Annotated in this window: 17 protein-coding genes; 11 read left to right on the top strand and 6 right to left on the bottom strand. The window is 59.8% G+C overall.

All coding sequences use genetic code 11. The annotated features are described in order from the left end of the window. Nucleotides 1-389: hypothetical protein (locus tag VNZ65_RS15675; protein ID WP_325670579.1), on the top strand; the 389-nt coding region annotated here is incomplete at its 5' end. Nucleotides 390-762: 373 nt separating this feature from the next. Here the strand turns inward: VNZ65_RS15675 and VNZ65_RS15670 are convergent. Then, the gene (locus VNZ65_RS15670) at nucleotides 763-1,668 is read right to left on the bottom strand and encodes a LysR family transcriptional regulator (RefSeq protein WP_325670577.1); all 906 of its coding nucleotides are present in this window, start codon (nucleotides 1,666-1,668) and stop codon (nucleotides 763-765) included. A 218-nt stretch (nucleotides 1,669-1,886) separates the two neighbouring features. Between VNZ65_RS15670 and VNZ65_RS15665 the strand changes: the two genes are divergently transcribed. Both VNZ65_RS15665 and VNZ65_RS15660 read left to right on the top strand, forming a co-directional pair. Further along, nucleotides 1,887-2,756, top strand: a complete 870-nt coding sequence (locus VNZ65_RS15665) for an MBL fold metallo-hydrolase (protein ID WP_325670575.1) — start codon at nucleotides 1,887-1,889, stop codon at nucleotides 2,754-2,756. Nucleotides 2,757-2,775: 19 nt separating this feature from the next. Beyond that, nucleotides 2,776-3,759 carry an alpha/beta hydrolase gene (locus VNZ65_RS15660; RefSeq protein ID WP_325670573.1) on the top strand — a complete coding sequence of 328 codons (984 nt, stop codon included), beginning with the start codon at nucleotides 2,776-2,778 and terminating at the stop codon, nucleotides 3,757-3,759. Nucleotides 3,760-3,892: 133 nt separating this feature from the next. On the opposite strand, the gene VNZ65_RS15655 is transcribed toward VNZ65_RS15660, so the two are convergent. Further along, nucleotides 3,893-4,069, bottom strand: a complete 177-nt coding sequence (locus VNZ65_RS15655) for a hypothetical protein (protein WP_414649143.1) — start codon at nucleotides 4,067-4,069, stop codon at nucleotides 3,893-3,895. Between the two features lie 26 nt (nucleotides 4,070-4,095). Beyond that, the gene (locus VNZ65_RS15650) at nucleotides 4,096-5,004 is read right to left on the bottom strand and encodes an alpha/beta hydrolase (RefSeq protein ID WP_325670571.1); all 909 of its coding nucleotides are present in this window, start codon (nucleotides 5,002-5,004) and stop codon (nucleotides 4,096-4,098) included. 87 nt (nucleotides 5,005-5,091) lie between these two features. Here VNZ65_RS15650 and VNZ65_RS15645 point away from each other — a divergent pair, with 87 nt between their 5' ends. Continuing rightward, the gene (locus tag VNZ65_RS15645; RefSeq protein WP_325670569.1) at nucleotides 5,092-5,478 is read left to right on the top strand and encodes a MerR family transcriptional regulator; all 387 of its coding nucleotides are present in this window, start codon (nucleotides 5,092-5,094) and stop codon (nucleotides 5,476-5,478) included. A gap of 213 nt (nucleotides 5,479-5,691) precedes the next feature. On the opposite strand, the gene VNZ65_RS15640 is transcribed toward VNZ65_RS15645, so the two are convergent. Then, on the bottom strand, nucleotides 5,692-5,835 hold the full coding sequence (locus tag VNZ65_RS15640) for a hypothetical protein (RefSeq protein ID WP_325670567.1): 144 nt from the start codon (nucleotides 5,833-5,835) through the stop codon (nucleotides 5,692-5,694). Between the two features lie 207 nt (nucleotides 5,836-6,042). Between VNZ65_RS15640 and VNZ65_RS15635 the strand changes: the two genes are divergently transcribed. From VNZ65_RS15635 to VNZ65_RS15610, 6 genes are all read left to right on the top strand, one after another. After that, the gene (locus VNZ65_RS15635; protein ID WP_325670565.1) at nucleotides 6,043-6,369 is read left to right on the top strand and encodes a CzcE family metal-binding protein; all 327 of its coding nucleotides are present in this window, start codon (nucleotides 6,043-6,045) and stop codon (nucleotides 6,367-6,369) included. Between the two features lie 175 nt (nucleotides 6,370-6,544). Then, nucleotides 6,545-7,783: an efflux RND transporter periplasmic adaptor subunit gene (locus VNZ65_RS15630; RefSeq protein WP_325670563.1), complete on the top strand. Its 1,239-nt coding sequence runs from the start codon at nucleotides 6,545-6,547 to the stop codon at nucleotides 7,781-7,783. Nucleotides 7,784-7,797: 14 nt separating this feature from the next. After that, complete coding sequence (locus VNZ65_RS15625) at nucleotides 7,798-10,962, top strand: efflux RND transporter permease subunit (RefSeq protein ID WP_325670561.1); 3,165 nt, start codon at nucleotides 7,798-7,800, stop codon at nucleotides 10,960-10,962. A gap of 1 nt (nucleotide 10,963) precedes the next feature. After that, nucleotides 10,964-12,436 (top strand): efflux transporter outer membrane subunit, encoded by a 1,473-nt coding sequence (locus VNZ65_RS15620; RefSeq protein WP_325670559.1) that lies wholly within the window; start codon nucleotides 10,964-10,966, stop codon nucleotides 12,434-12,436. 112 nt (nucleotides 12,437-12,548) lie between these two features. Further along, nucleotides 12,549-13,229, top strand: coding sequence for a response regulator transcription factor (locus VNZ65_RS15615; RefSeq protein WP_325670557.1), 681 nt, complete (start codon nucleotides 12,549-12,551; stop codon nucleotides 13,227-13,229). Beyond that, nucleotides 13,222-14,604: a HAMP domain-containing sensor histidine kinase gene (locus VNZ65_RS15610; RefSeq protein ID WP_325670555.1), complete on the top strand. Its 1,383-nt coding sequence runs from the start codon at nucleotides 13,222-13,224 to the stop codon at nucleotides 14,602-14,604. Before VNZ65_RS15615 ends, VNZ65_RS15610 begins: the two co-directional genes overlap by 8 nt. A gap of 40 nt (nucleotides 14,605-14,644) precedes the next feature. Here the strand turns inward: VNZ65_RS15610 and VNZ65_RS15605 are convergent, their stop codons facing one another. Together VNZ65_RS15605 and VNZ65_RS15600 are read right to left on the bottom strand one after the other, a co-directional pair. Then, nucleotides 14,645-16,723, bottom strand: a complete 2,079-nt coding sequence (locus VNZ65_RS15605) for a HAMP domain-containing sensor histidine kinase (RefSeq protein WP_325670553.1) — start codon at nucleotides 16,721-16,723, stop codon at nucleotides 14,645-14,647. A 34-nt stretch (nucleotides 16,724-16,757) separates the two neighbouring features. Beyond that, nucleotides 16,758-17,474 carry a response regulator transcription factor gene (locus tag VNZ65_RS15600; RefSeq protein WP_325670551.1) on the bottom strand — a complete coding sequence of 239 codons (717 nt, stop codon included), beginning with the start codon at nucleotides 17,472-17,474 and terminating at the stop codon, nucleotides 16,758-16,760. Between the two features lie 309 nt (nucleotides 17,475-17,783). On the opposite strand from VNZ65_RS15600, the gene VNZ65_RS15595 reads away from it, so the two are divergent. Next, a partial coding sequence (locus VNZ65_RS15595; RefSeq protein WP_325670549.1) for an SPFH domain-containing protein occupies nucleotides 17,784-18,983 on the top strand: 1,200 nt, incomplete at its 3' end.

The following is an 18,983-nucleotide window of genomic DNA, read 5'->3' as shown; positions in this document are numbered from 1 at the left end:
CGACGGCAGTAATCGGCCAAGAGCAGCCAATCGTTTACAACTTTAATCGGCCAATTCGAATGCGTATTTCAAATTCAGATGCTAAAAAACTTGCGATTTCGTTGGCAGAAGCCTACTTGACGACTGCAGTACAGAAAGAAGGCTGGCTTTGGGTGTGTGTAGATGCGCAGCCCGATGGCATTCGAAATAGGAAAACGTACACCAACTGGGCAGTTATCGTCGAGTGGACACATAACGGTGACGTCATTGATGGCTCAGCGATTTTGCTAGTAAATGTCCAGTCGGGGGAAGTTGCAAATTTGGCGGATGGCAGTACTCGGCCAGGAGCTGCCGGTCATAGAAGTAACCCGAAAGCAGTCAGTCACCTCAGGTGTATGCTCATGCCATAAATTCTGATTTACTGCTTTTCACGGAAATTTAGTACAGTACAAAATAGTATCCAGACACCGTAGATGCAGACTGCGCATCGGTCTCAGACCTTCAACCGGAGCGGAGCTATCCAGCAAAACTGCGCCCCATATCAAAAAAAATCCGATCAAATGCGAATGACATGTAGTGTTTTTTATATTCTCCTGATGTTCGCGGCATTTCCTGTGTATGGACAAGGTGAGCTCGGCCGCAGTGCAGAATATTCAGAAATGCATTGAAAAATCGGGAGGCACTGACCCAGCAATACTTGATTGCATTTCAGCCGAGTATATTCGTGCAGATAGGATAATGCCCCATTCTCTATGAATGGCGAGCAATGCAAAATGGTTCTGCTTAATCAAAAGCACAAAGCGCAAGTTGCGCTCGTAGCCATATGTGACCGGGGTCTTTGTCAAAGCGTTCATGCCAGGTTGCGTAGAGACTGAAATACTTGGCATCAAACGGTAACGGGGTGGAAACGAGTAAGTCGCTATATCGCTCCAGAAACCGGGCCGGCAAGGTACAAACCAAGTCGGTCGTCTGGAGTATAAGTGGCACCAGACTGTAGTACTGAACCGATACTCCGACGTGTCGCGAGATATTTTTCTCCTTCAGAATATCGTCGATGACACCACGATATCCGCCGCCGCTGCCAGAGACAATGACATGTTCAAGCCGCGCATATTCTTCGAGCGTTGGCGGCTGCGTCCCACGCGGATGATCTTTGCGCTGCGCCATCCTGAACTCTTCTTCAAACAGCAGCTTCTGAGGAGCTTGAGAGAGTCTGTCTTTGGATACAAGGGCAACGTCGAGTTCCCCATTTTCAAGTTGTTCAGCAAGCTTGTTGGGATCGATCACACGGAATGAAAAGCGAATTCCAGACATTTCATTGTCGCGCACGAACTGGACCAGCCGAGGGGCCATGATGGCGCTGGCGTTGTCATTGGCGCCAAGCGAGAAGATCCGTTGCGCAGAATGCGGATCAAACACGGGTTCATTGCTGACCACATCCTCAAGCGCTTGCAATGCCTGCCTGAGAGGTACCCTGAGATGCGCGCCCCTTGGTGTCAGCACCATCCCCTTTCCGGATATCGAGGTGGTCAGCAGAGGATCGCCAAATATCTCGCGCAACGTAGCCAGCTGAGATGACAGTGCCGGCTGGCTGAGACCAAGGCGGGCCGCGGCCTTCGTAACATTCTTTTCCTCAAGCAGCGCACTTAGCGAAGCAAGCAGAGCCAGATTATGTCTAGTGATATTCATTGTGCTTATGCCGGTATCTTGAGATTCGATTTCACAAAAAAAAGCCGCCGCTTTAACATCGGATCCAACATGAAATAAATGACCAAAACAAGGGGATTACAGGCACGACTGCTGGCCCACTTTTGGAATGGTACGACTTTTTTTATATCGCAGCAGCAACGACCATAAGCAGCACAGCATTTTTCGTATTCAATTAATCAGGGAAGGTAAAAGACGCCATGTGCATCCATCACTTCGGGGATATTTCAGTTACGAAAGTCACAGAACAGCATGGACCTGGTTTTGCTCCCGATCTGCTCTACCCGGATTGGGATCCGGCCGTTCTGGAGCAGCATCGCGCATTGATGATACCCGATTGCTTTGACGAGAGTCAGCAACGGTTTATTGCCAGTATCCACACTTGGGTAGTGAAGACCCGCCATCACACAATCCTGATCGATAGCTGCGCTGGAAACCATAAGCACCGTCCGGATCTCGCGCGATTTCATCAACTGGATTTGCCGTTTATGGAGCGCTTGGCCGAGGCAGGTGTGACGCCGGAATCCGTCGATTACGTGATGTGCACGCATCTGCACGCGGACCATTGTGGCTGGAACACGAGACTGGTCGATGGGCGTTGGGTTCCGACCTTCCCCAACGCCAGATACATTTTTTCCAAGGCCGAGTACGACTATTGGGAAAGCCGAGTAGGCGAGGAAGGATTCAACGCGAATGTGTTCGAGGACAGCGTGTTGCCAGTCGTCGCCAGCAGACAAGCCGACATGATCGATGGCGCAGGGACTATTGGCGACGATCTGATCATTCACTCAACCCCGGGTCACAGCGTCGGACACATTGCCATTGAGCTGATCAATAGCGCAGGTACGGGCATTTTCAGCGGCGACATTATGCATCAGCCTCTTCAGGTAGTTCGCCCCGACTGGAACAGCAGATTTTGCGAAAACCCTGAGCTTGCCAAGGCGTCACGACGATGGGTCCTGGAGCACGCGGCAGAACAGAATTCCACCGTTTTCACTGCCCATTTCTCCAATAGTTCTGCCGGTCGGGTCAGCCGACGCGGGGACCGTTTTGAATGGCGCTTTATTTAAACTAGACAAGGAAATCAACATGTCACATCCGAACTCGCCGAAGATTATTTGCGAAGAAATGAAAATTCCAAGCAATACCCCAGGTATTGAGCTGTTTGTACGCAACAAGCGGCGCGCAGACCTGACATCCTCAACGGCAGAGAATACGTTGCTGTTCGTCGCAGGATCTACCTATCCGGCATCGACATCTTTCGACCTGCGGCTCGATGGCGTGTCATGGATGGAGCAGCTCGCGGCGAGCGGCTACAACACCTATCTGGTCGATGTCAGAGGCTATGGCCGCTCCGATCGTCCGCCCGAGATGTCGCTGCCTGCCTCCGATAACGGCCCAGTCGTGCGCACGCCAGTTGCAGTGAGCGACATCGCGACAACGGTGCAGTTCATCCTGTCCAGGATTGGCGCCGACAAAATCAATCTTATCGGTTGGTCATGGGGAGCTGCACTGATGGCTATCTATACGTCGACGCATAACCAAGCGGTCAACAAACTGGTTCTGGTTGCGCCGCAGTGGGTGCGCGATACGCCAAGCAAGGCCGACGGTGGAGGTGCGCTGGGAGCTTACCGCGTTGTGCCAAGATCAGGAGCGAAAGCCCGCTGGCTCAACGGCGCTCCCGAAGACAAGAGAGAAGAGCTGCTGCCCGATGCCTGGTTCGAGGCGTGGGCCGATGCAACCTTTACCAGCGTGCCGGGTGGCGATGTCAGCTCTGCACACCTGCTCGCTCCCAACGGGACGGTCCTGGACAGCCGGGAATGCTGGGCAGCTGGCAAGCCGCTTTACAACCCGGCTGATATCAGAGTTCCGGTATTGATCGTGCATGCCGATTGGGATGCAGATTGTCCGCTCGATATGTCGTGCGCTGTATTCACAAAACTCACGGCGGCACCTTATCGACGCTGGATAGAGATCGGAGAAGGAACACATTCGGCGTTTATGGAAAAAAACCGCTGGCAGATTTTTGGCTCAGTACAAGCATTTCTGGATGAAAAATCGCCAAGCCGCTGAACCCGCCGGCGAGTCGGATTCTTCGCGCCCGCAAAGCAACATAGTGGATTTCTTTTGGCAGATATTTGTGCCGCTTATGCCGGCATACAAACAATCGATTTCAAGAAATCCGTTTGAATAAGATGCTCCTGACTCACCACAGCTGAAGTATTGGGGTGATATGCGTCTGCGGATAGCCGTGCAACAAGAGCACTGTCGGTCCCGAGCCGCCAGTCACACCGCTAAACGAGACACCGCCCGCGTCGACATGCAAGCTGGAGAAACCCGGAAAATAGTCACGCGAATCATGATGGATGCTTTCAGATGACATGTGCCCCTCTACTTTCGGATGTCTACTCAGTGAATCACTGCAGTCTCGATGAAAGCTGCCAGATCACGATTGAAACGTTCGGACTCTTCCATGAAAGGCGCGTGACCGGAATTCGCGTACAGCTTGATTTGAATCTGCGGATCAAGTTGTTTCGCCCGGGCGATCGCGCCGCTCGTGTTCACAAGCGCGTCGTGTTCGCCATAGAGTAACAAGACAGGCACCCTGATCTTGCTTAACCCCTCGGAAGCGGCGACAGTCATCGATTGAACTGCGCTTTGCATGTCCCAGGACGCCATTGCCGCATTTGCAAGCAGGCGCTCGATTGTCGGCCTGTCGGGCTGCGTATGGAAGCACAAGCTGAGGAATGTACGCTCGCCATCCAGGTGCGTCTTCAAATCGGATGAAATCATATCGCGATAGACCTCCGAATGGGCCACGATCTGGTCTCCTTTCAGCTCGATCACACCGTCGACATAGACCGCTGCGGCAATCTGGCTGTCGCCGTATGCGGCAAGATAGTTCGATATGACTGCACCGCCCAGCGACCAGCCGACAAGCACGGGACGACTCGCATGCGACGCTTCGATGACTGCGGCGAGATCGTCCGCCCAACGCCGCCCGTCGCGATACGCTTCGGCCTCGGTTGGCTTGCCGGACAGCCCGTGACCGCGCAGGTCATAGGTAATGATGCGATACCGCTGAAGTTCAGCGCTGCCGACTTGCGCATCCCAGTTCAGGCGACTGCCAAGCAATCCGTGAATCAGCACGACAGGCTGTCCAAGCGGGTTTCCTGATTCCTGGACGGAAAGCGCGACACCGTCCGGCGCGGTCACTGTATAGTTTTTTGTATTCGCGAATGCGTTTGATGATATCGCGAGTGCGGCGAGCGTTGCCACCAAGACGGAAAACCAGTGACGAAGGATGTTGCGGGACATTATTTATACTCCTGAACTGTTAAGAGATTCACAGTCTGGAGCCTGACACTTATGTGAGGGTCAAGCAAAAAATGCTATGCTTCTCCGATGATCCAGTTTACAGAGAAAAACCTACTGTCTATCGGCGAGCTCGCGCGCGAGACTGGCGCAAGCGTGCGCTCGATCCGTCACTACGATGAGCACGCTCTGCTGACTTCCGTTCGCGAGACCAATGGCTACCGGGCGTTTCCAGTTGCAGCTGTAACGCAGGTCAGGCAGATTCAGCGCATGATCGCAACCGGTTTCAGCCTGGCTGATATCCGCTCGTTTCCTGACTGTATGCGCATGATCGAAGGCGCGGGATCATGCCCCGAAACCTCCGATGCCCAACGCAAGCGACTAGCCTCGATCGAGCGCCAGATAGCAGACCTTGAACGCCGGCGCTCGCGCCTGCTTAAGACGCTGGCCGACGGTGCAGTTCCACCATTAGACTAATTTCCGCGAAACGGACCGGCTAGCACAATAAACGATGCGAGCTGCGGTTGAACCGTTGGCAGCGTTCAGTTGGGATGAGGCACGTCGACTGGCCGTTGCCGATCGATTCAGCGTTGAGTGTCCGCTTTTACAAAGCACGACTGGCCGATTCGGGTCGGAAGCTGCCAGTCCTCTGACGCGAAGTATCAGGCCAATTCTGAACTACTATTTACATTAACCATTTGCCGGAATGTAGTAGTACACGCGTTGCGGCCCGATTGAAAACACCACGCCATCCGCGACATTTTGCGCAGCAATGGCGCCACCCAGCCAGATCTTCCAGCGATTAATCGTCTGTCCTTGCGGTGGTTGCGCCACGCGCAAATTCCCTCCCCCGCACCATCGCCAGCTCGCTTGCCCCGTCACCCGGTGCGAACATGTCTATCTAGCATGTCCACACGTCCCGAACATTAACAATCGTTAATGAACCGCCAATCCGGTGTTAACCCCTCCTCGTGCAAAGTGTCACTGCCGCTCTTCACAAAACTGCGGACTACACCAATCCTTTTTTTACTGGAGCACATCATGACTTCGAAATTCCTGTTTCCTGCCTTGCTTGCCTTGACCCTGTCCGTCTCCGCCGCTTCCTCCATGGCCGCAGATAATCATAGCCTGCTCGGCGAAACCGCCACCACGGCGGCAACCAGCCGCGTCATCACCATCACCCCGGACACCAAGTACGTCAACGTACAAGGCGGCCAGTCGATCCAGTTCAATGCCGGCGGCAGCACGTTCGGCTGGACTTTCAACGGCCCGGCCAAGTCCTTCGAACTGAACCGTGTCGCCCCTGCCGGCCTGCTTGACCATCCGGTGCGTATCTATGTCTCGCCTAACCCGCTGTACAACGGCTAAGGCGCCCTGCGTGCGGCAATACCGCGGAGCAGCGCTGCAACAGTGATGCAGCCTGCCCCGCTTTCATCCGGCCCCGGCTACTTTCTTCAAACATGGCGCGCGTTACCGAAACTGACGCGAGATGACGCTGCATCAATGGTTTCGGCAACGAGATAAAGCAAATGGGGCAGGAATTATGCATACCGCTAGAACAAACAGATACTCAGCCGCTCTGGCCGCCGCGCTGGCCATCCTGACGCTGGCTGCATGCTCTCCTAAAAGGCCCGCCGCGGCACAAGTGGCGGCGCCTGAAGTCGGCGTCGTCACGGCGCGCAGGACCAGCGTCCCGGTCACGATGGAACTTCCCGGCCGTACCTCCGCCTATCTGATCGCCCAGGTCCGCGCCCGGGTCGACGGCATCGTGCAGAAGCGCAGCTTCCAGGAAGGCGCCGACGTCAAGGCCGACCAGCCGCTGTACCAGATCGATCCGGCTCCCTATCAGGCCGCCTTGAACAGCGCCCGGGCGACGCAGCAAAAGGCGGAAGCAAACCTGGCCGCGACCAGTTCGCAGGCTGAGCGCTACAAGATCCTCATCGGCGGCAACGCCGTCAGCAAACAGGCCTACGACAACGCTGTCGCCGCGCAAGGCCAGGCTGCCGCCGACGTCGCTGCCGCCAAGGCCGCAGTCGCCACCGCCGGCATCAACCTGGGATATACCAAGGTGGTGGCGCCGATCGGCGGCCGCAGCAGCATTTCGCAAGTTACCCAGGGCGCCTATGTGCAAGGCAGCGCCGCTACCTTGCTGACTACCGTCCAGCAGATCGATCCGATCTACGTCGATCTCAACCAGTCCAGCGTCGCCGGCCTGCAGCTGCGGCGCGATGTCGCCAGCGGCCAGCTGACGCCAAATGGCGCCGGCCAGGTCAAGGTGATGCTGACGCTGGAGGACGGCAGCCAGTACCCGCTCAGCGGCACGCTGCAGTTCAATGGCGTCACGGTCGATCCGAGCACCGGTTCCGTCACGCTGCGCGCGCTCTTTCCCAACCCGAAATATGTCCTGCTGCCAGGCATGTTCGTCCGCGCCCGTATCGAGCAAGGCGTGAACGACAAGGCCATCCTGGTGCCGATTCCGGGCGTCAGCCACAACCCGCAAGGGCAGGCGACCGCGCTGGTGGTTGGCCCCGGCAACAAAGTTGTGCAACGGACGATCCAAACGCAAAACACCTTCGACAACCAATGGGTGGTTACCGGCGGCCTGGACGAGGGTGAAAGAATCATCGTCAGCGGTGCCCAGAAAGTACAGCCCGGCATGCTGGTGCGTGCATCCGAGACACCGGGCCAGTCCAGCCTGCCGCTCGACAAGCTGGCGGCAAACAGCGCCTCTGGCGCACCGCAAGCCGCCATGCCTGCGTCGACCAACGTCGCAGCTAAATAGAGGCAGAACGAGCAATGGCAAAATTCTTCATCGACCGTCCGATCTTTGCGATCGTTCTCTCCATCCTGATCATGCTGGCGGGAGGGATATCGATTTTCTCGCTGCCGGTCGAGCAGTTTCCTCCGGTAGCCCCGCCTACGGTCCAGATCAGCACCACCTACCCTGGCGCCTCCGCCACCACCGTGCAAAACACCGTGGTGCAGGTGATCGAGCAACAGATGAACGGCATCGACAACCTGCTGTACATGGCCTCCAGCAGCGACGACACCGGACAATCGACCACCACCCTGACCTTCGCCGCCGGCACCAATCCCGACATCGCCCAGGTGCAGGTGCAAAACAAGCTGCAGCTGGCGGTGCCGCTGCTGCCGGCGCAAGTGCAGCAGTCCGGCGTAAAGGTCACCAAGTCCAGCAATGCTTTCCTGATGGTGATCGGCTTTGTTTCGGCTGACAACAGCATGAACAAGTTCGACATAGCCAACTACGTGGTCTCGAATGTCCAGGATCCGCTCAGCCGCATCAACGGCGTCGGCAACATGAATGTATTCGGCACCCAGTATGCAATGCGAATCTGGCTGGACCCGACCAAGCTCAACAGCTATGCGCTCACGCCGCTGGACGTCACTGCCGCCTTGCAGGCCCAGAACGTACAGATCTCCGGCGGCCAGCTGGGCGGCACGCCGGCAGTGCAGAACCAGCAGCTGAGCGCAACCATTACCGAATCGACGCTGCTGCGCACCACCAAGGATTTCGGCGACGTCTTGCTCAAGGTGCAGCCGGACGGTTCGCAAGTACGTCTGAGCGACGTCGCCCGCATCAACCTGGGCGCAGAAAGCTTCAACGTCGACAACGCATACAATGGCCAGCCGGCTTCCGGCATCGGCATCCAGCTGGCGCCGGGCGGCAACGCCCTGGTCACGGCGGACGCCATCAAGGCCCGCATCAAGGAACTGGAACCGTATTTCCCGCACGGCTTGAAGGTGGTCTACCCGAACGACGTCACACCTTTCGTCAAGATCTCGATAGAAGAAGTCGTGAAGACCCTGCTGGAAGGCATCGTGCTGGTGTTCCTGGTGATGTACCTGTTCCTGCAGAACGTGCGCGCCACGCTGATTCCTTCGATCACAGTGCCGGTGGTGCTGCTGGGGACCTTCGGCGTGATGTCGGCGCTGGGTTTCTCGATCAATACCTTGTCCATGTTCGGCCTGGTGCTGGCGATCGGCTTGCTGGTGGACGACGCCATCGTGGTGGTGGAAAACGTCGAGCGCGTGATGCACGAGGACGGCTTGTCGCCACTGGAAGCCACCCGCAAGGCGATGAGCCAGATCAGCAGCGCGCTGATCGGCGTGGCCATGGTGCTGTGCGCGGTGTTCGTGCCGGTGGCGTTCTCCAGCGGCACGGTGGGCGGCATCTACCGCCAGTTTTCGCTCACCATCGTGGCCTCCATGCTGCTGTCGGTGTTCGTTGCACTGTCGCTCACGCCGGCACTGTGCGCTACCATCCTCAAACGCCCCAGCCAGGATCATGGCGAGAAAAAAGGCGGCTTCGGCTGGTTCAACCGCACTTTCGACAAAGGACGCGACCAGTATGTCAAGGGTGTGCGCGGCGTCGCCGCCCGTTCCGGCCGCTGGCTGCTGGTCTACCTGGCGGCGCTGGTCATCGTCGGCATCATGTTCGTGCGCCTGCCGGCCTCCTTCCTGCCGAACGAAGACCAGGGCTTCCTCTTCGTCCAGGTGCAGACGCCGCCGGGCGCCACCCAGGCGCGCACCGGCCAGGTGCTCAGCGAAGTCAGCGACTATCTGCTGAAAGATGAAGCCGCCATGGTCGACGCCACCTTTGTCGTCAACGGCAACAACAACGCCGGCCGCGGACAGAACCAGGGCCAGCTGTTCGTCCGCCTCAAGGACTGGTCGCAACGCACCAAGCCCAAGCTGACCGCCAAGGCCCTCTCCGACCGCATCGACAAGCATTTTGCCGCCAACAAGGATGCCGACATCTTCGCTTCCAGTCCGCCGCCGATCCGCGGCCTGGGCAGCGCCGCCGGTTTCGATTTCGAGCTGGAGGATCGCGGCGGCCTCGGCCACGAGGCCCTGGCCAAGGCGCGCGACCAGTTGCTGGCTGCGGCGAAACAGGACCCGGCCCTGTCGCAGGTGCGCTTTACCGGCGAGGCCGACAACCCGACCGTCAAGGTCAATATCGACCGCGAAAAAGCCGCCGCCCTGGGCGTCAGCGCCGCCGACATCGACCAGACCTTCTCGATTGCCTGGGGCTCGCGCTATGTCAACAATTTCCTCGACACCGACAACCGCATCAAGAAAGTCTACGTGCAGGCCGACGCTCCTTACCGCATGAACCCGGACGACATGCAGCAGCTCTATGTCCGCAGCAGCAGCGGCAGCATGGTGCCGTTTTCCGCCTTCGGCACGGTGGAGTGGACCTACGGCCCGCCGCAACTGCAGCGTTACAACGGCGTCGAGGCGATGGAGATCCAGGGCCAGTCGGCGCCTGGCCAGAGCTCCGGGCAAGCTATGGCGGCCATGGAACGGCTGGTCAAGCAGCTGCCGGCCGGCATCGGCTACGAATGGACCGGCACTTCAAAACAGCAGGCGCAGTCGAGCTCGCAAGCGCCCTTGCTGTACGGCTTGTCGATCCTGGTGGTGTTCCTCAGCCTGGCCGCGCTGTATGAGAGCTGGTCGATCCCGGTGGCGGTGATCATGGTGGTGCCGCTTGGCATCCTGGGTGCGCTCTGCGCAACCTCATTCATGGGCTTGTCCAACGACGTCTATTTCCAGGTCGGCCTGTTGACCACCATCGGCCTCTCGGCCAAGAATGCAATCCTGATCGTCGAATTCGCCCGCGAGCTCCAGGCCGAAGGCCGCACCGCGCTGCAGGCGGCGATCGAAGCCGCGCATATGCGGATGCGGCCGATCGTCATGACCTCCATGGCCTTCGTGCTCGGCGTATTGCCTCTGGCGCTGGCCAACGGCGCCGGTTCGGCCAGCCAGAACGCCATCGGCACTGGCGTGATCGGCGGCACCTTGGCGGCGACCTTCGTCGCCACCTTCATGATTCCGATGTTTTATGTCGTGGTCGCCAACAAGCTGGGCAGGAAGAAAACAGCGCCTGCCCTGGCAGCGCCGCCGCAGATTGCGGCCGATCCAGCTAGCGGAGGACATTAAAATGACACTATACAAATATACCGCCGGCGCAGTTCTGCTGACTTTCATCGCCGGCTGCTCGCTGCAGCCGGTATACACGCGGCCGACGCTGCCGGTGGCCGGCGCCTTCCCGGCCGGCCAGGCATACCGGGACCCTGCGGCCAAGCCAGGCAGCACTAACTTGTCGGCAGCCGCTATCGGCTGGCGCAATTTCCTTCCCGATCCGCGCTTGCAGCGGCTGGTCGAGCTGGCGCTGCAGAACAACCGGGATTTGCGCGTCGCCATGCTGAACGTTGAGAAAGTCCAGGCCCAATACCGGATCCAGCGCGCGTCGCTGTTCCCGCAGATCAGCGGCAATGCGGGTCTTTCGGATTCGCGTACGCCAGCCAGCATTGCGTCCAGCCACAATCCTACGGTCTCCCATGATTATTCGACAGGATTGTCTGCCTCGTGGGAAATCGATTTCTTTGGCCGCTTGCGCAGTCTGTCGGACGCGGCGCTGGAACAATACCTCGCCAGCGCCTACGCACGCCAGGCCGCGGAAATACTGTTGGTGTCCCAGGTCGCCGACCAGTATCTCGCCACCCTGGCTGATGACGAGCAGCTGGCGCTGACACAAGGCACCCTGCAGACTGCCCAGGCCTCATACAAGATCGTCAAACTGCAGTTTGATACAGGCACGGCGTCGGAACTGGATCTGCGGCTGGCGCAAACCACGGTCGAACAGGCCCAGGTCAATTACTCGGCCCAGCTGCGCTTGCGGGCCCAGGCGGAAAACGCCCTGATGCTGCTGGTCGGCCAACCCTTGCCGCGCGACCTGCCGCCAGCCTTCAAGCTGGATGCTCAGCCGATCCTGGTGGATATCCCCGCCGGTTTGCCGTCGGACTTGCTGCAGCGGCGTCCTGACATCTTGCAGGCAGAAGCTAGCCTGCGCTCGGAGAATGCCGATATCGGCGCCGCCCGTGCGGCATTCTTCCCGCGCATCGCCTTGACCGGCAATCTTGGCTCGGCCAGCGCGACCCTGGGCGGACTGTTTGCCGCCGGCTCCGCCGCCTGGTCTTTCGTACCGGCGCTGACCCTGCCGATCTTCAGTGCCGGCGCCAACCAGGCCAACCTGGACGTGGCGCGTATCCAGAAGGATATCGGCGTTGCCCAATACGAAAAAACCGTCCAGACTGCATTCCGCGAAGTGGCCGACGGCCTGGCCGCGCGCGGCACCTACGACGACCAGCTGGCGGCGCAGCAGCGCTATACCGCAGCCCAGCAGCGCCGTTTTGAACTGGCCAACATGCTCTACACTAACGGCAGCAACAGCTACCTGGATGTGCTGACCGCGCAGACCGATCTCTATGCTGCCCAGCAGGCCCTGATCACGGCACGCCTGAACCGGCTGACCAGCTTGGTCGACCTGTATCGCGCACTGGGCGGCGGCTGGCTCCAGCATAGCGGCGATACGGCGCGCAGCGCCGCCAGTCCGGCACTGCAATCAAGCTGATTGTGCTGAAACCGTTCCGGCATTAGTATTCCATCAGACACGCACGGATTACCGCGCAAGAAGCGTCTTTTTACCTAGAACCGTCAAGCTGGATTTAAGCTGAAAACATGCCATGAAACTGCTGATCGTCGAAGACAACGAGCGCGTCGCTCTGTTCCTGAAGAAGGGACTGAGCGAATCGGGACACACCTCCGACCATGCCGACAACGGCCGCGACGGCATGTTCCTTGCCGCCAGCGAGCCCTATGACGCCATCATCATGGACCGCATGCTGCCGGGCGGCATCGATGGCCTCGCCATCATCGAAACCTTGCGCGCGACCGGCAACAAGACGCCGATCCTGATCCTGAGCGCGCTGTCCGCCGTCGACGACCGCATCCGCGGCCTCAAGAGCGGCGGCGACGACTACCTGGTCAAGCCATTCGCTTTCGGCGAATTGCTGGCGCGGCTCGATGCCCTGTTGCGCCGTTCGCAGGATGGCCGCTCGGAAACCACGCTGACGGTGGACGATCTGTCGATGGACCTGCTGTCGCACAAGGTCACCCGCGGCGGCAAGGCGGTGGCGCTGCAGCCGCGCGAATTCAAGCTGCTCGAGTACCTGATGCGTCATGCCAACCAGGTGGTGACGCGCACCATGCTGCTGGAAAACGTCTGGGACTATCACTTCGACCCGCAGACCAATGTGGTCGACGTCCACGTCAGCAAGCTGCGCCAGAAGATCGACGCCGGCGTCGAGCGCCAGCTGTTGCGCACCATCCGCAATGCGGGCTACATGCTGAGCGCAGATGCTTAATTCCTTGCGCTTTTCGGCGCGTTCGGCGGCGCTCGGCTTTGTCGCGGTGAGCCTGGTGGTGCTGGCGTTCTTTGCCTCGCCGCTCTGGTATGCCTGGCGCGAAACGGTAGAGGAAGACCGGGCGCGCCTGCTGCAGGCCGACACCCAGCGACTGGAAAATCTCTTCAACATGCAAGGCGTGGCGGCGCTGACCTCTGCCATCAATGTACAGGTCGGAACACAGGCGGCCGGGGCCGAGGACCTGATCCTGCTGACCGACGCCTCGCTGCGGCGACTGGCCGGCAACCTGCCTGCATGGCCGCATGAAATCGCCGACCGAGTCCCCGATGCGCACGGACCGCAAGCTGTCTCGATCGACATCGGCGGCAACTCGACCCGGGTTGTGCTGGTGCACACCAGGCTGCCGGGCGGCTACCACCTGCTGGTGGCAAACGACGTCGCCAGATATCGTAACCTGGAAAAACTTTTCCTGTACGGCCTGATATGCGCCACCGGCATCATCCTGGCGCTGGGCGTGGCCGGCGGCCTGCTGGTGCGGCGGGCGCTGCTGGCCAAGGTCGGCGACATCAACCAGGCGGCGTCTGCCATCATGCAGGGAAATTTTTCGCACCGGCTGCCGGCCTATGGCGGCGAAAATGAGCTCAACACCCTGGTCGAGACGGAAAACCGCATGCTGGACCAGATCGAGCAGTTGATCGGCGGCGTCCGCAACGTTTCGAACTCGATTGCACATGATTTGCGCACGCCGTTGGCGGAATTGCGTTCGCGCCTGGAAGAGCTGGCGCTGACGCGGCCAGATCCAGAGCAGACTTTCAACGAGATCGACGGCGCCATCAGCGATGTCGATCGCGTCATCGATATCTTCAATGCCCTGCTGCGCCTGGCGGAAATCGACAGCGGCGCGCGCCGTTCCGGCTTCGTCGAAGTGGATATCGCGAATGTGGCCAGCGAAGTGGCCGAATTCTATCAGCCGCTGGCGGAGCTGCAGGGCCGCACCTTGTCTTTTGCAGCGTCCGGGCCGCTGCTGCTGGCTGGAGATGCGCTGCTGCTGGCACAGGCAATTGCCAATCTTGTCGAGAATGCGTTGAAGTACGCACCGGAAAACGGCAAGATCAGCGTCGAAGCTTCGCGCGCCGCGGATGGTGCAATCCGGATCGCAGTGTCGGACGACGGCCCCGGCATCCCCGACGCCGAAAAAGCGAAGGTGCTGGAACGCTTCTATCGCGGCGACACCAGCCGCGGCACGCCTGGTGTCGGACTGGGGCTGAGCCTGGTGGCAGCGGTGGCCAAACTACAGGGTGGCGTCCTGACCTTGAGCGACAATCACCCTGGCTTGCGGGTCATGCTGGTTTTCCCTTCGCCGCCGGTTTGCTGAACGTTCTCAGCGCCAAAGCTCGCGACCGCCGATGAAAACATCATACCCGTTGCAGTCCCAATGAAAACACCACCCCGTCCGTGACATTTTGCGCGGTAATGGTGCCGCCCATCTTGGCCATATAAGTCTTGGCGACAAACAGCCCCTGCCCCCGGCTGCCGTTGGCGCCCGCCTCAAGCTGGTCGGACACGCCGTACTCAAAAATCTTGTCGATCAGTTCTTCGGCGATATTCGGTCCGACGTTGTGGATGGCGATGGTGGCTGCAGTTTCGGTGGTTTTCAGGTCGATGGAAATCATCGAGCCAGGCAGGCGGCAACGATCGGCATTGCGCAGCACGTGCGTGACCACGTCTTCCAGCGAGTAATCGTCGGCCCTGACCAGCACTCCCTCCTCGCCGCCGGAAAAACGGACGTCGGCGATGCCGACCAGCGGTGCGTTGTGCGCGACATTGCCGAGAAAAGCGCCGATGTCGATGGCGGTCACCTGCAGCACCGTCGATTGGAACGCCTCGCTGGGAGAGGCGCTGCCATACAGCACCCGGATGGCCTGCTGCATGCGGTTGATGTAACGGCTGCTCTGGCTCTCGGCGGCGCCGTGCAGCGCCATCAGCGACTGCAGCGGCGACATGATTTCATGGCCCACAGCATGCCACATTTCCTTTTCCTGTTCGGCGCGGATTTCCTCCCGCTCCAGGTCTTCCTTGACGCGCCTGAGCAGGTCATGCAGGCAGCTTGCCAGCACGCCAAGCTCATCGGCGCCGCGCAGATCGCTCAGGTTGAACTGGTCGAGGCCGCCCGAGCCCTTGACGATCTTCGACACCTTGGCAGCGCGCCGGGTCAGCAATGTAATGCGGCGGATGATGCCGATCTCGATGATCAGCCAGGCCACGAACAGCGCCAGCAGCATGGCGCCGACAAACCACGACACCCGCGCGGCCACCACGCCCAGGCTACGGTTGACGCTGCGTTCGTCGCCATTCAGGCTGACGTCATAGATGCCGTTCGAAGTCACGACAGATTCCCGGCTTTCGTTCGGCGGACCGACGTCATCCACCGGCAGGCGGCGCACCAGGCGGCTTAACAGGCGCGAGCTATCGTCCGGATGATCTTCGGCGCCGGTCAGGCTGACCAGGTCGGTGCCGCCTGCCGCACCGCGCTTCCTGATGCGCAAGCTCTCGCCCGGCAACAGCAGCGAAGCAAGGTCGCCCACCGCAAATGCCCGTGCTGCAACGGCGCTTTGGCTGTCAAACAGCAGCGGCCCGTCGCCCGGGGGCAGGACTTCAATGCGCACCTGGATGTTGTCCAGATCGGCCGGCGGCCAGACAGGATTTTTTTTCTGGAACAGTTCATCCTGCAAAACCCCTACCGGCAAGCGCAGCGAGAAAAACGAACTGCGCGGGCAATCAGCAGCGGCATCGCCATCGTCCTGCCCGGGCTTGCTGCACAAGGTGTTTTGCCAGATCCAGCCGCGGAAATCCTTGACCGGACGCGATTCCGCATGGCCGCTATCGTCGGCGGCAAACCCGGTCAGGCGGCCATGCGCCCCACGTGTTTGGACGGCGTTCGGATCGCCGTTCTTTTCAAACGGCGCAATCCAGCGATAAGTCTGTCCGCGCAGCGTTACCGTCACCCGCACGCGATGGGCGTCGCTGATATCCTGCTCGCCGCGCTGGTGCGGCACCAGTTCAGTGCTGACGAAACTGCCGGCAACATAAATGAAGCCGCCGGCCCAGGGATTATTGCCGACTGCCACGCAGAGCGCGCCATTGTCGCCATACTGCACCAGGCAGCCGGACATGGTGATGGCCTGCCGCACCTTGTTCTGGTCGTCGAAATCGAGCGAGGGGAACGGCAGCAATACCGGATGCAGCGCGGCCGCGCCGCCATTTTCGGTGCGTGGATTGAGCAGCGCCAGCTGTCCGGCCGGATGGCGCAAGGTGGCCAGGATCTGGTCGCTGGTCTTGCGGAAACTGGCCTGGTAATTCTTGTAGCTCAGCTGCTTTTCCTGTTGCAGCACATATAGCGCCAGCGCCACGGTCGCCACCGCCAGCAGCAGGAAGGCGCCGCGGAACAGGATGCGCAAACGGTATTGGGCCAGATTGGGCAGGCTGAGCTTCATGAGCGGTCACTCCAAGGGTAGAGGCGGCCGCGCATCAGGTTTCCTGGTCAACCCAGCGAAAACCGCGCATCGGGATATTTTCAATACAGGCAAATTCGGGATCGACCTCGCGAAATGCATCGCGGATGGTGCTGACGTGCTTGCGGATATTGTCGCGGTTGCGCCCGCTCTTGACCACCTGGAACAGCTGCTCGTAGGTCACCACCTGGCCGCGATGTTCGTACAGTGCCGCCAGCAAACGCTGCGCCGTCAGCGGCAGGTTGATGCGCTGCGCGCGCCAGATCGGCGTCTTCTGGCGCAGCGGGTCGATCGACAGTTCATTGCCGCTGGCTGCCGGTGGTGTCTCCTTGGTGTTGTTGCGCTCCTTGGCCGCGCGCAGGATTTCCAGGAAGGTATCGATGAAATCGGCTTCCTCGAAGGTCGCCTTTTGCAGGTAATCCCAGGCATCCAATGCCTTCATGATGCTGCGGTAGATGGTGGCCGGCATGGCCGACACCACCAGCACCGGCGTCGCCTGGCCCTTGTTGATGGCATTGATGATGGCGACGCCGGCATGGCGCTCGCGTCCCAGTTCGATATCGAGCACCACCACGTCATAGGTTTCCCGCGCCAGCGCCGCCTCGGCGTCATCGCGCGTATGCCACTGGTCGACCTGGATGCCGGGCTTGGCCGCTTCGATCCAGCCCTTGAGCTGGTTGCTGGTCGGGATGTCGTCTTCGATCACCGCTACTTTTAGTGCCTGTTTTGACATTTTTTCTCCGCTGCTTCCATCATCCAAGACGTCCTTCGCCCTCTCGCTGCTCCCCTGAAAGGGGAAAATGCCCGCAGGCAGGCCCGGGCACATGAAAGTATCCACGCTTTCCCATGAAAAGTCTGCGCCGCGCTGTGAGTATTTCTTCACACGGCTTACCGGATTGCGACGTCGCGGAGCATTCACCGCTGCCGGATAACGCGACTGCCCCTGCCCGCCCATTGTTACTTCCGCCGCCCGGGGCGCAAGATTCTTCCCAGGGAAACGCAATCCATGCCGCTCCCAATCACATCCAACAGGGGAAATATCATGTCTGAACGGCTCGAATCACTGGCGCAGGGCTTGCTGGCGCTGCTCACTACTACCGTCACCGCAGCCGGCGCTGCGCTGGCCGGCCTGGGCCGCGCCCTGCGACGCACCTGGATGCTGGTGCTGGCGCTCGTCCTGATCGGCGGCAGCGGCTACGAATTGTTCACCCATCCGCCGTTCAAGACGCTGGAGCCAGGCGAAGTCGGCATCCGCTCCAACAAGCTGACCGGCGGCATCACTGAGGTCAGAGACGGCCTGGTGGTGGTTATCCCCGGCCTGCATGAATTGCGGCGCTACTCCTTGCTCGACCAGGTATATCGCCCGGTGCGCAGCAGCAAGGCGAATGGCGAAGCCCCCTTTCAATCGATTGAAGGCTTGTCGCTGGGCGTGGACCTGACCATACGCTACGCCATCGATCCCGCCAGGCTGGTCAGCATCGCCAAGGAACTGCCGGCCGATATTAACGGTGAAATCGTCGAGCCGATGGTGCAAGGCGTGATCTACAAGTCCTTCACCCGTTATTCGGTGCGCGACATCTTTTCCACCAAGCGCGGCGAGATCCAGAAGGAAATCGAAAACGAGTTGAAACCGAAGCTGGCGGCCGACGGCATCATCCTGCGTGGTGTCCAGATGGGCCAGGTCGACCTGCCGCCGGAATACCGCCAGGGCATGGAAAAACTGCTGGCCGAAGAGCTGGAAAGCGAAAAAATGAAATACACGCTGGAATTGAAGAGCAAGCAGGTGCAGCAGACCGAACTGGAAGCCGAAGCCGACAAGGTCAAACGCGAAAAATCTGCGGAAGCCGCCGGCAACGAGCAGATCATCGCCGCCAAGGCCCAGGAAGAAGCCATGAAGCATGTGCTGCCGTTCAAGCAAAAGCAGATCGAGCAGCGCCAGTATGAAGCCGAGGCAGAAAAGGTCTCGCGCATCAAGACCGCGGAAGGCAGCGCAGAAGCACGCCGCATCGAAGCCTCGGGCGAAGCCGATTCGCGCCACAAGCTGGCCGATGTCGAAGCCTATCGCCTGGAAACCATCGGCAAGGTCACCAGCGCCCAGCTGGAACGCGACGGCGCACTGATCTCGAAGAATCCTTTGCTGATCCAGAAAACCATGGCCGACAAGCTGTCCGACAAGATCTCGGTGATCATCGCCGCGCCCCCAGCCAACGGCGGCTTCATCGGCTCGGCCCTGCTCGGCGGC

Source organism: Collimonas sp. (genome assembly GCF_035566555.1).
GTDB lineage: Bacteria > Pseudomonadota > Gammaproteobacteria > Burkholderiales > Burkholderiaceae_D > Collimonas.
This window is presented reverse-complemented; position numbering and strand designations above follow the sequence as displayed.

Coding starts and splice junctions, on each gene's coding strand:
- VNZ65_RS15670 (WP_325670577.1), bottom strand. CDS start 1,668: ATGAATATCACTAGACATAATCTGGCTCTGCTTGCTTCGCTAAGTGCG.
- VNZ65_RS15665 (WP_325670575.1), top strand. CDS start 1,887: ATGTGCATCCATCACTTCGGGGATATTTCAGTTACGAAAGTCACAGAA.
- VNZ65_RS15660 (WP_325670573.1), top strand. CDS start 2,776: ATGTCACATCCGAACTCGCCGAAGATTATTTGCGAAGAAATGAAAATT.
- VNZ65_RS15655 (WP_414649143.1), bottom strand. CDS start 4,069: ATGTCATCTGAAAGCATCCATCATGATTCGCGTGACTATTTTCCGGGT.
- VNZ65_RS15650 (WP_325670571.1), bottom strand. CDS start 5,004: ATGTCCCGCAACATCCTTCGTCACTGGTTTTCCGTCTTGGTGGCAACG.
- VNZ65_RS15645 (WP_325670569.1), top strand. CDS start 5,092: ATGATCCAGTTTACAGAGAAAAACCTACTGTCTATCGGCGAGCTCGCG.
- VNZ65_RS15635 (WP_325670565.1), top strand. CDS start 6,043: ATGACTTCGAAATTCCTGTTTCCTGCCTTGCTTGCCTTGACCCTGTCC.
- VNZ65_RS15630 (WP_325670563.1), top strand. CDS start 6,545: ATGCATACCGCTAGAACAAACAGATACTCAGCCGCTCTGGCCGCCGCG.
- VNZ65_RS15625 (WP_325670561.1), top strand. CDS start 7,798: ATGGCAAAATTCTTCATCGACCGTCCGATCTTTGCGATCGTTCTCTCC.
- VNZ65_RS15620 (WP_325670559.1), top strand. CDS start 10,964: ATGACACTATACAAATATACCGCCGGCGCAGTTCTGCTGACTTTCATC.
- VNZ65_RS15615 (WP_325670557.1), top strand. CDS start 12,549: ATGAAACTGCTGATCGTCGAAGACAACGAGCGCGTCGCTCTGTTCCTG.
- VNZ65_RS15610 (WP_325670555.1), top strand. CDS start 13,222: ATGCTTAATTCCTTGCGCTTTTCGGCGCGTTCGGCGGCGCTCGGCTTT.
- VNZ65_RS15605 (WP_325670553.1), bottom strand. CDS start 16,723: ATGAAGCTCAGCCTGCCCAATCTGGCCCAATACCGTTTGCGCATCCTG.
- VNZ65_RS15600 (WP_325670551.1), bottom strand. CDS start 17,474: ATGTCAAAACAGGCACTAAAAGTAGCGGTGATCGAAGACGACATCCCG.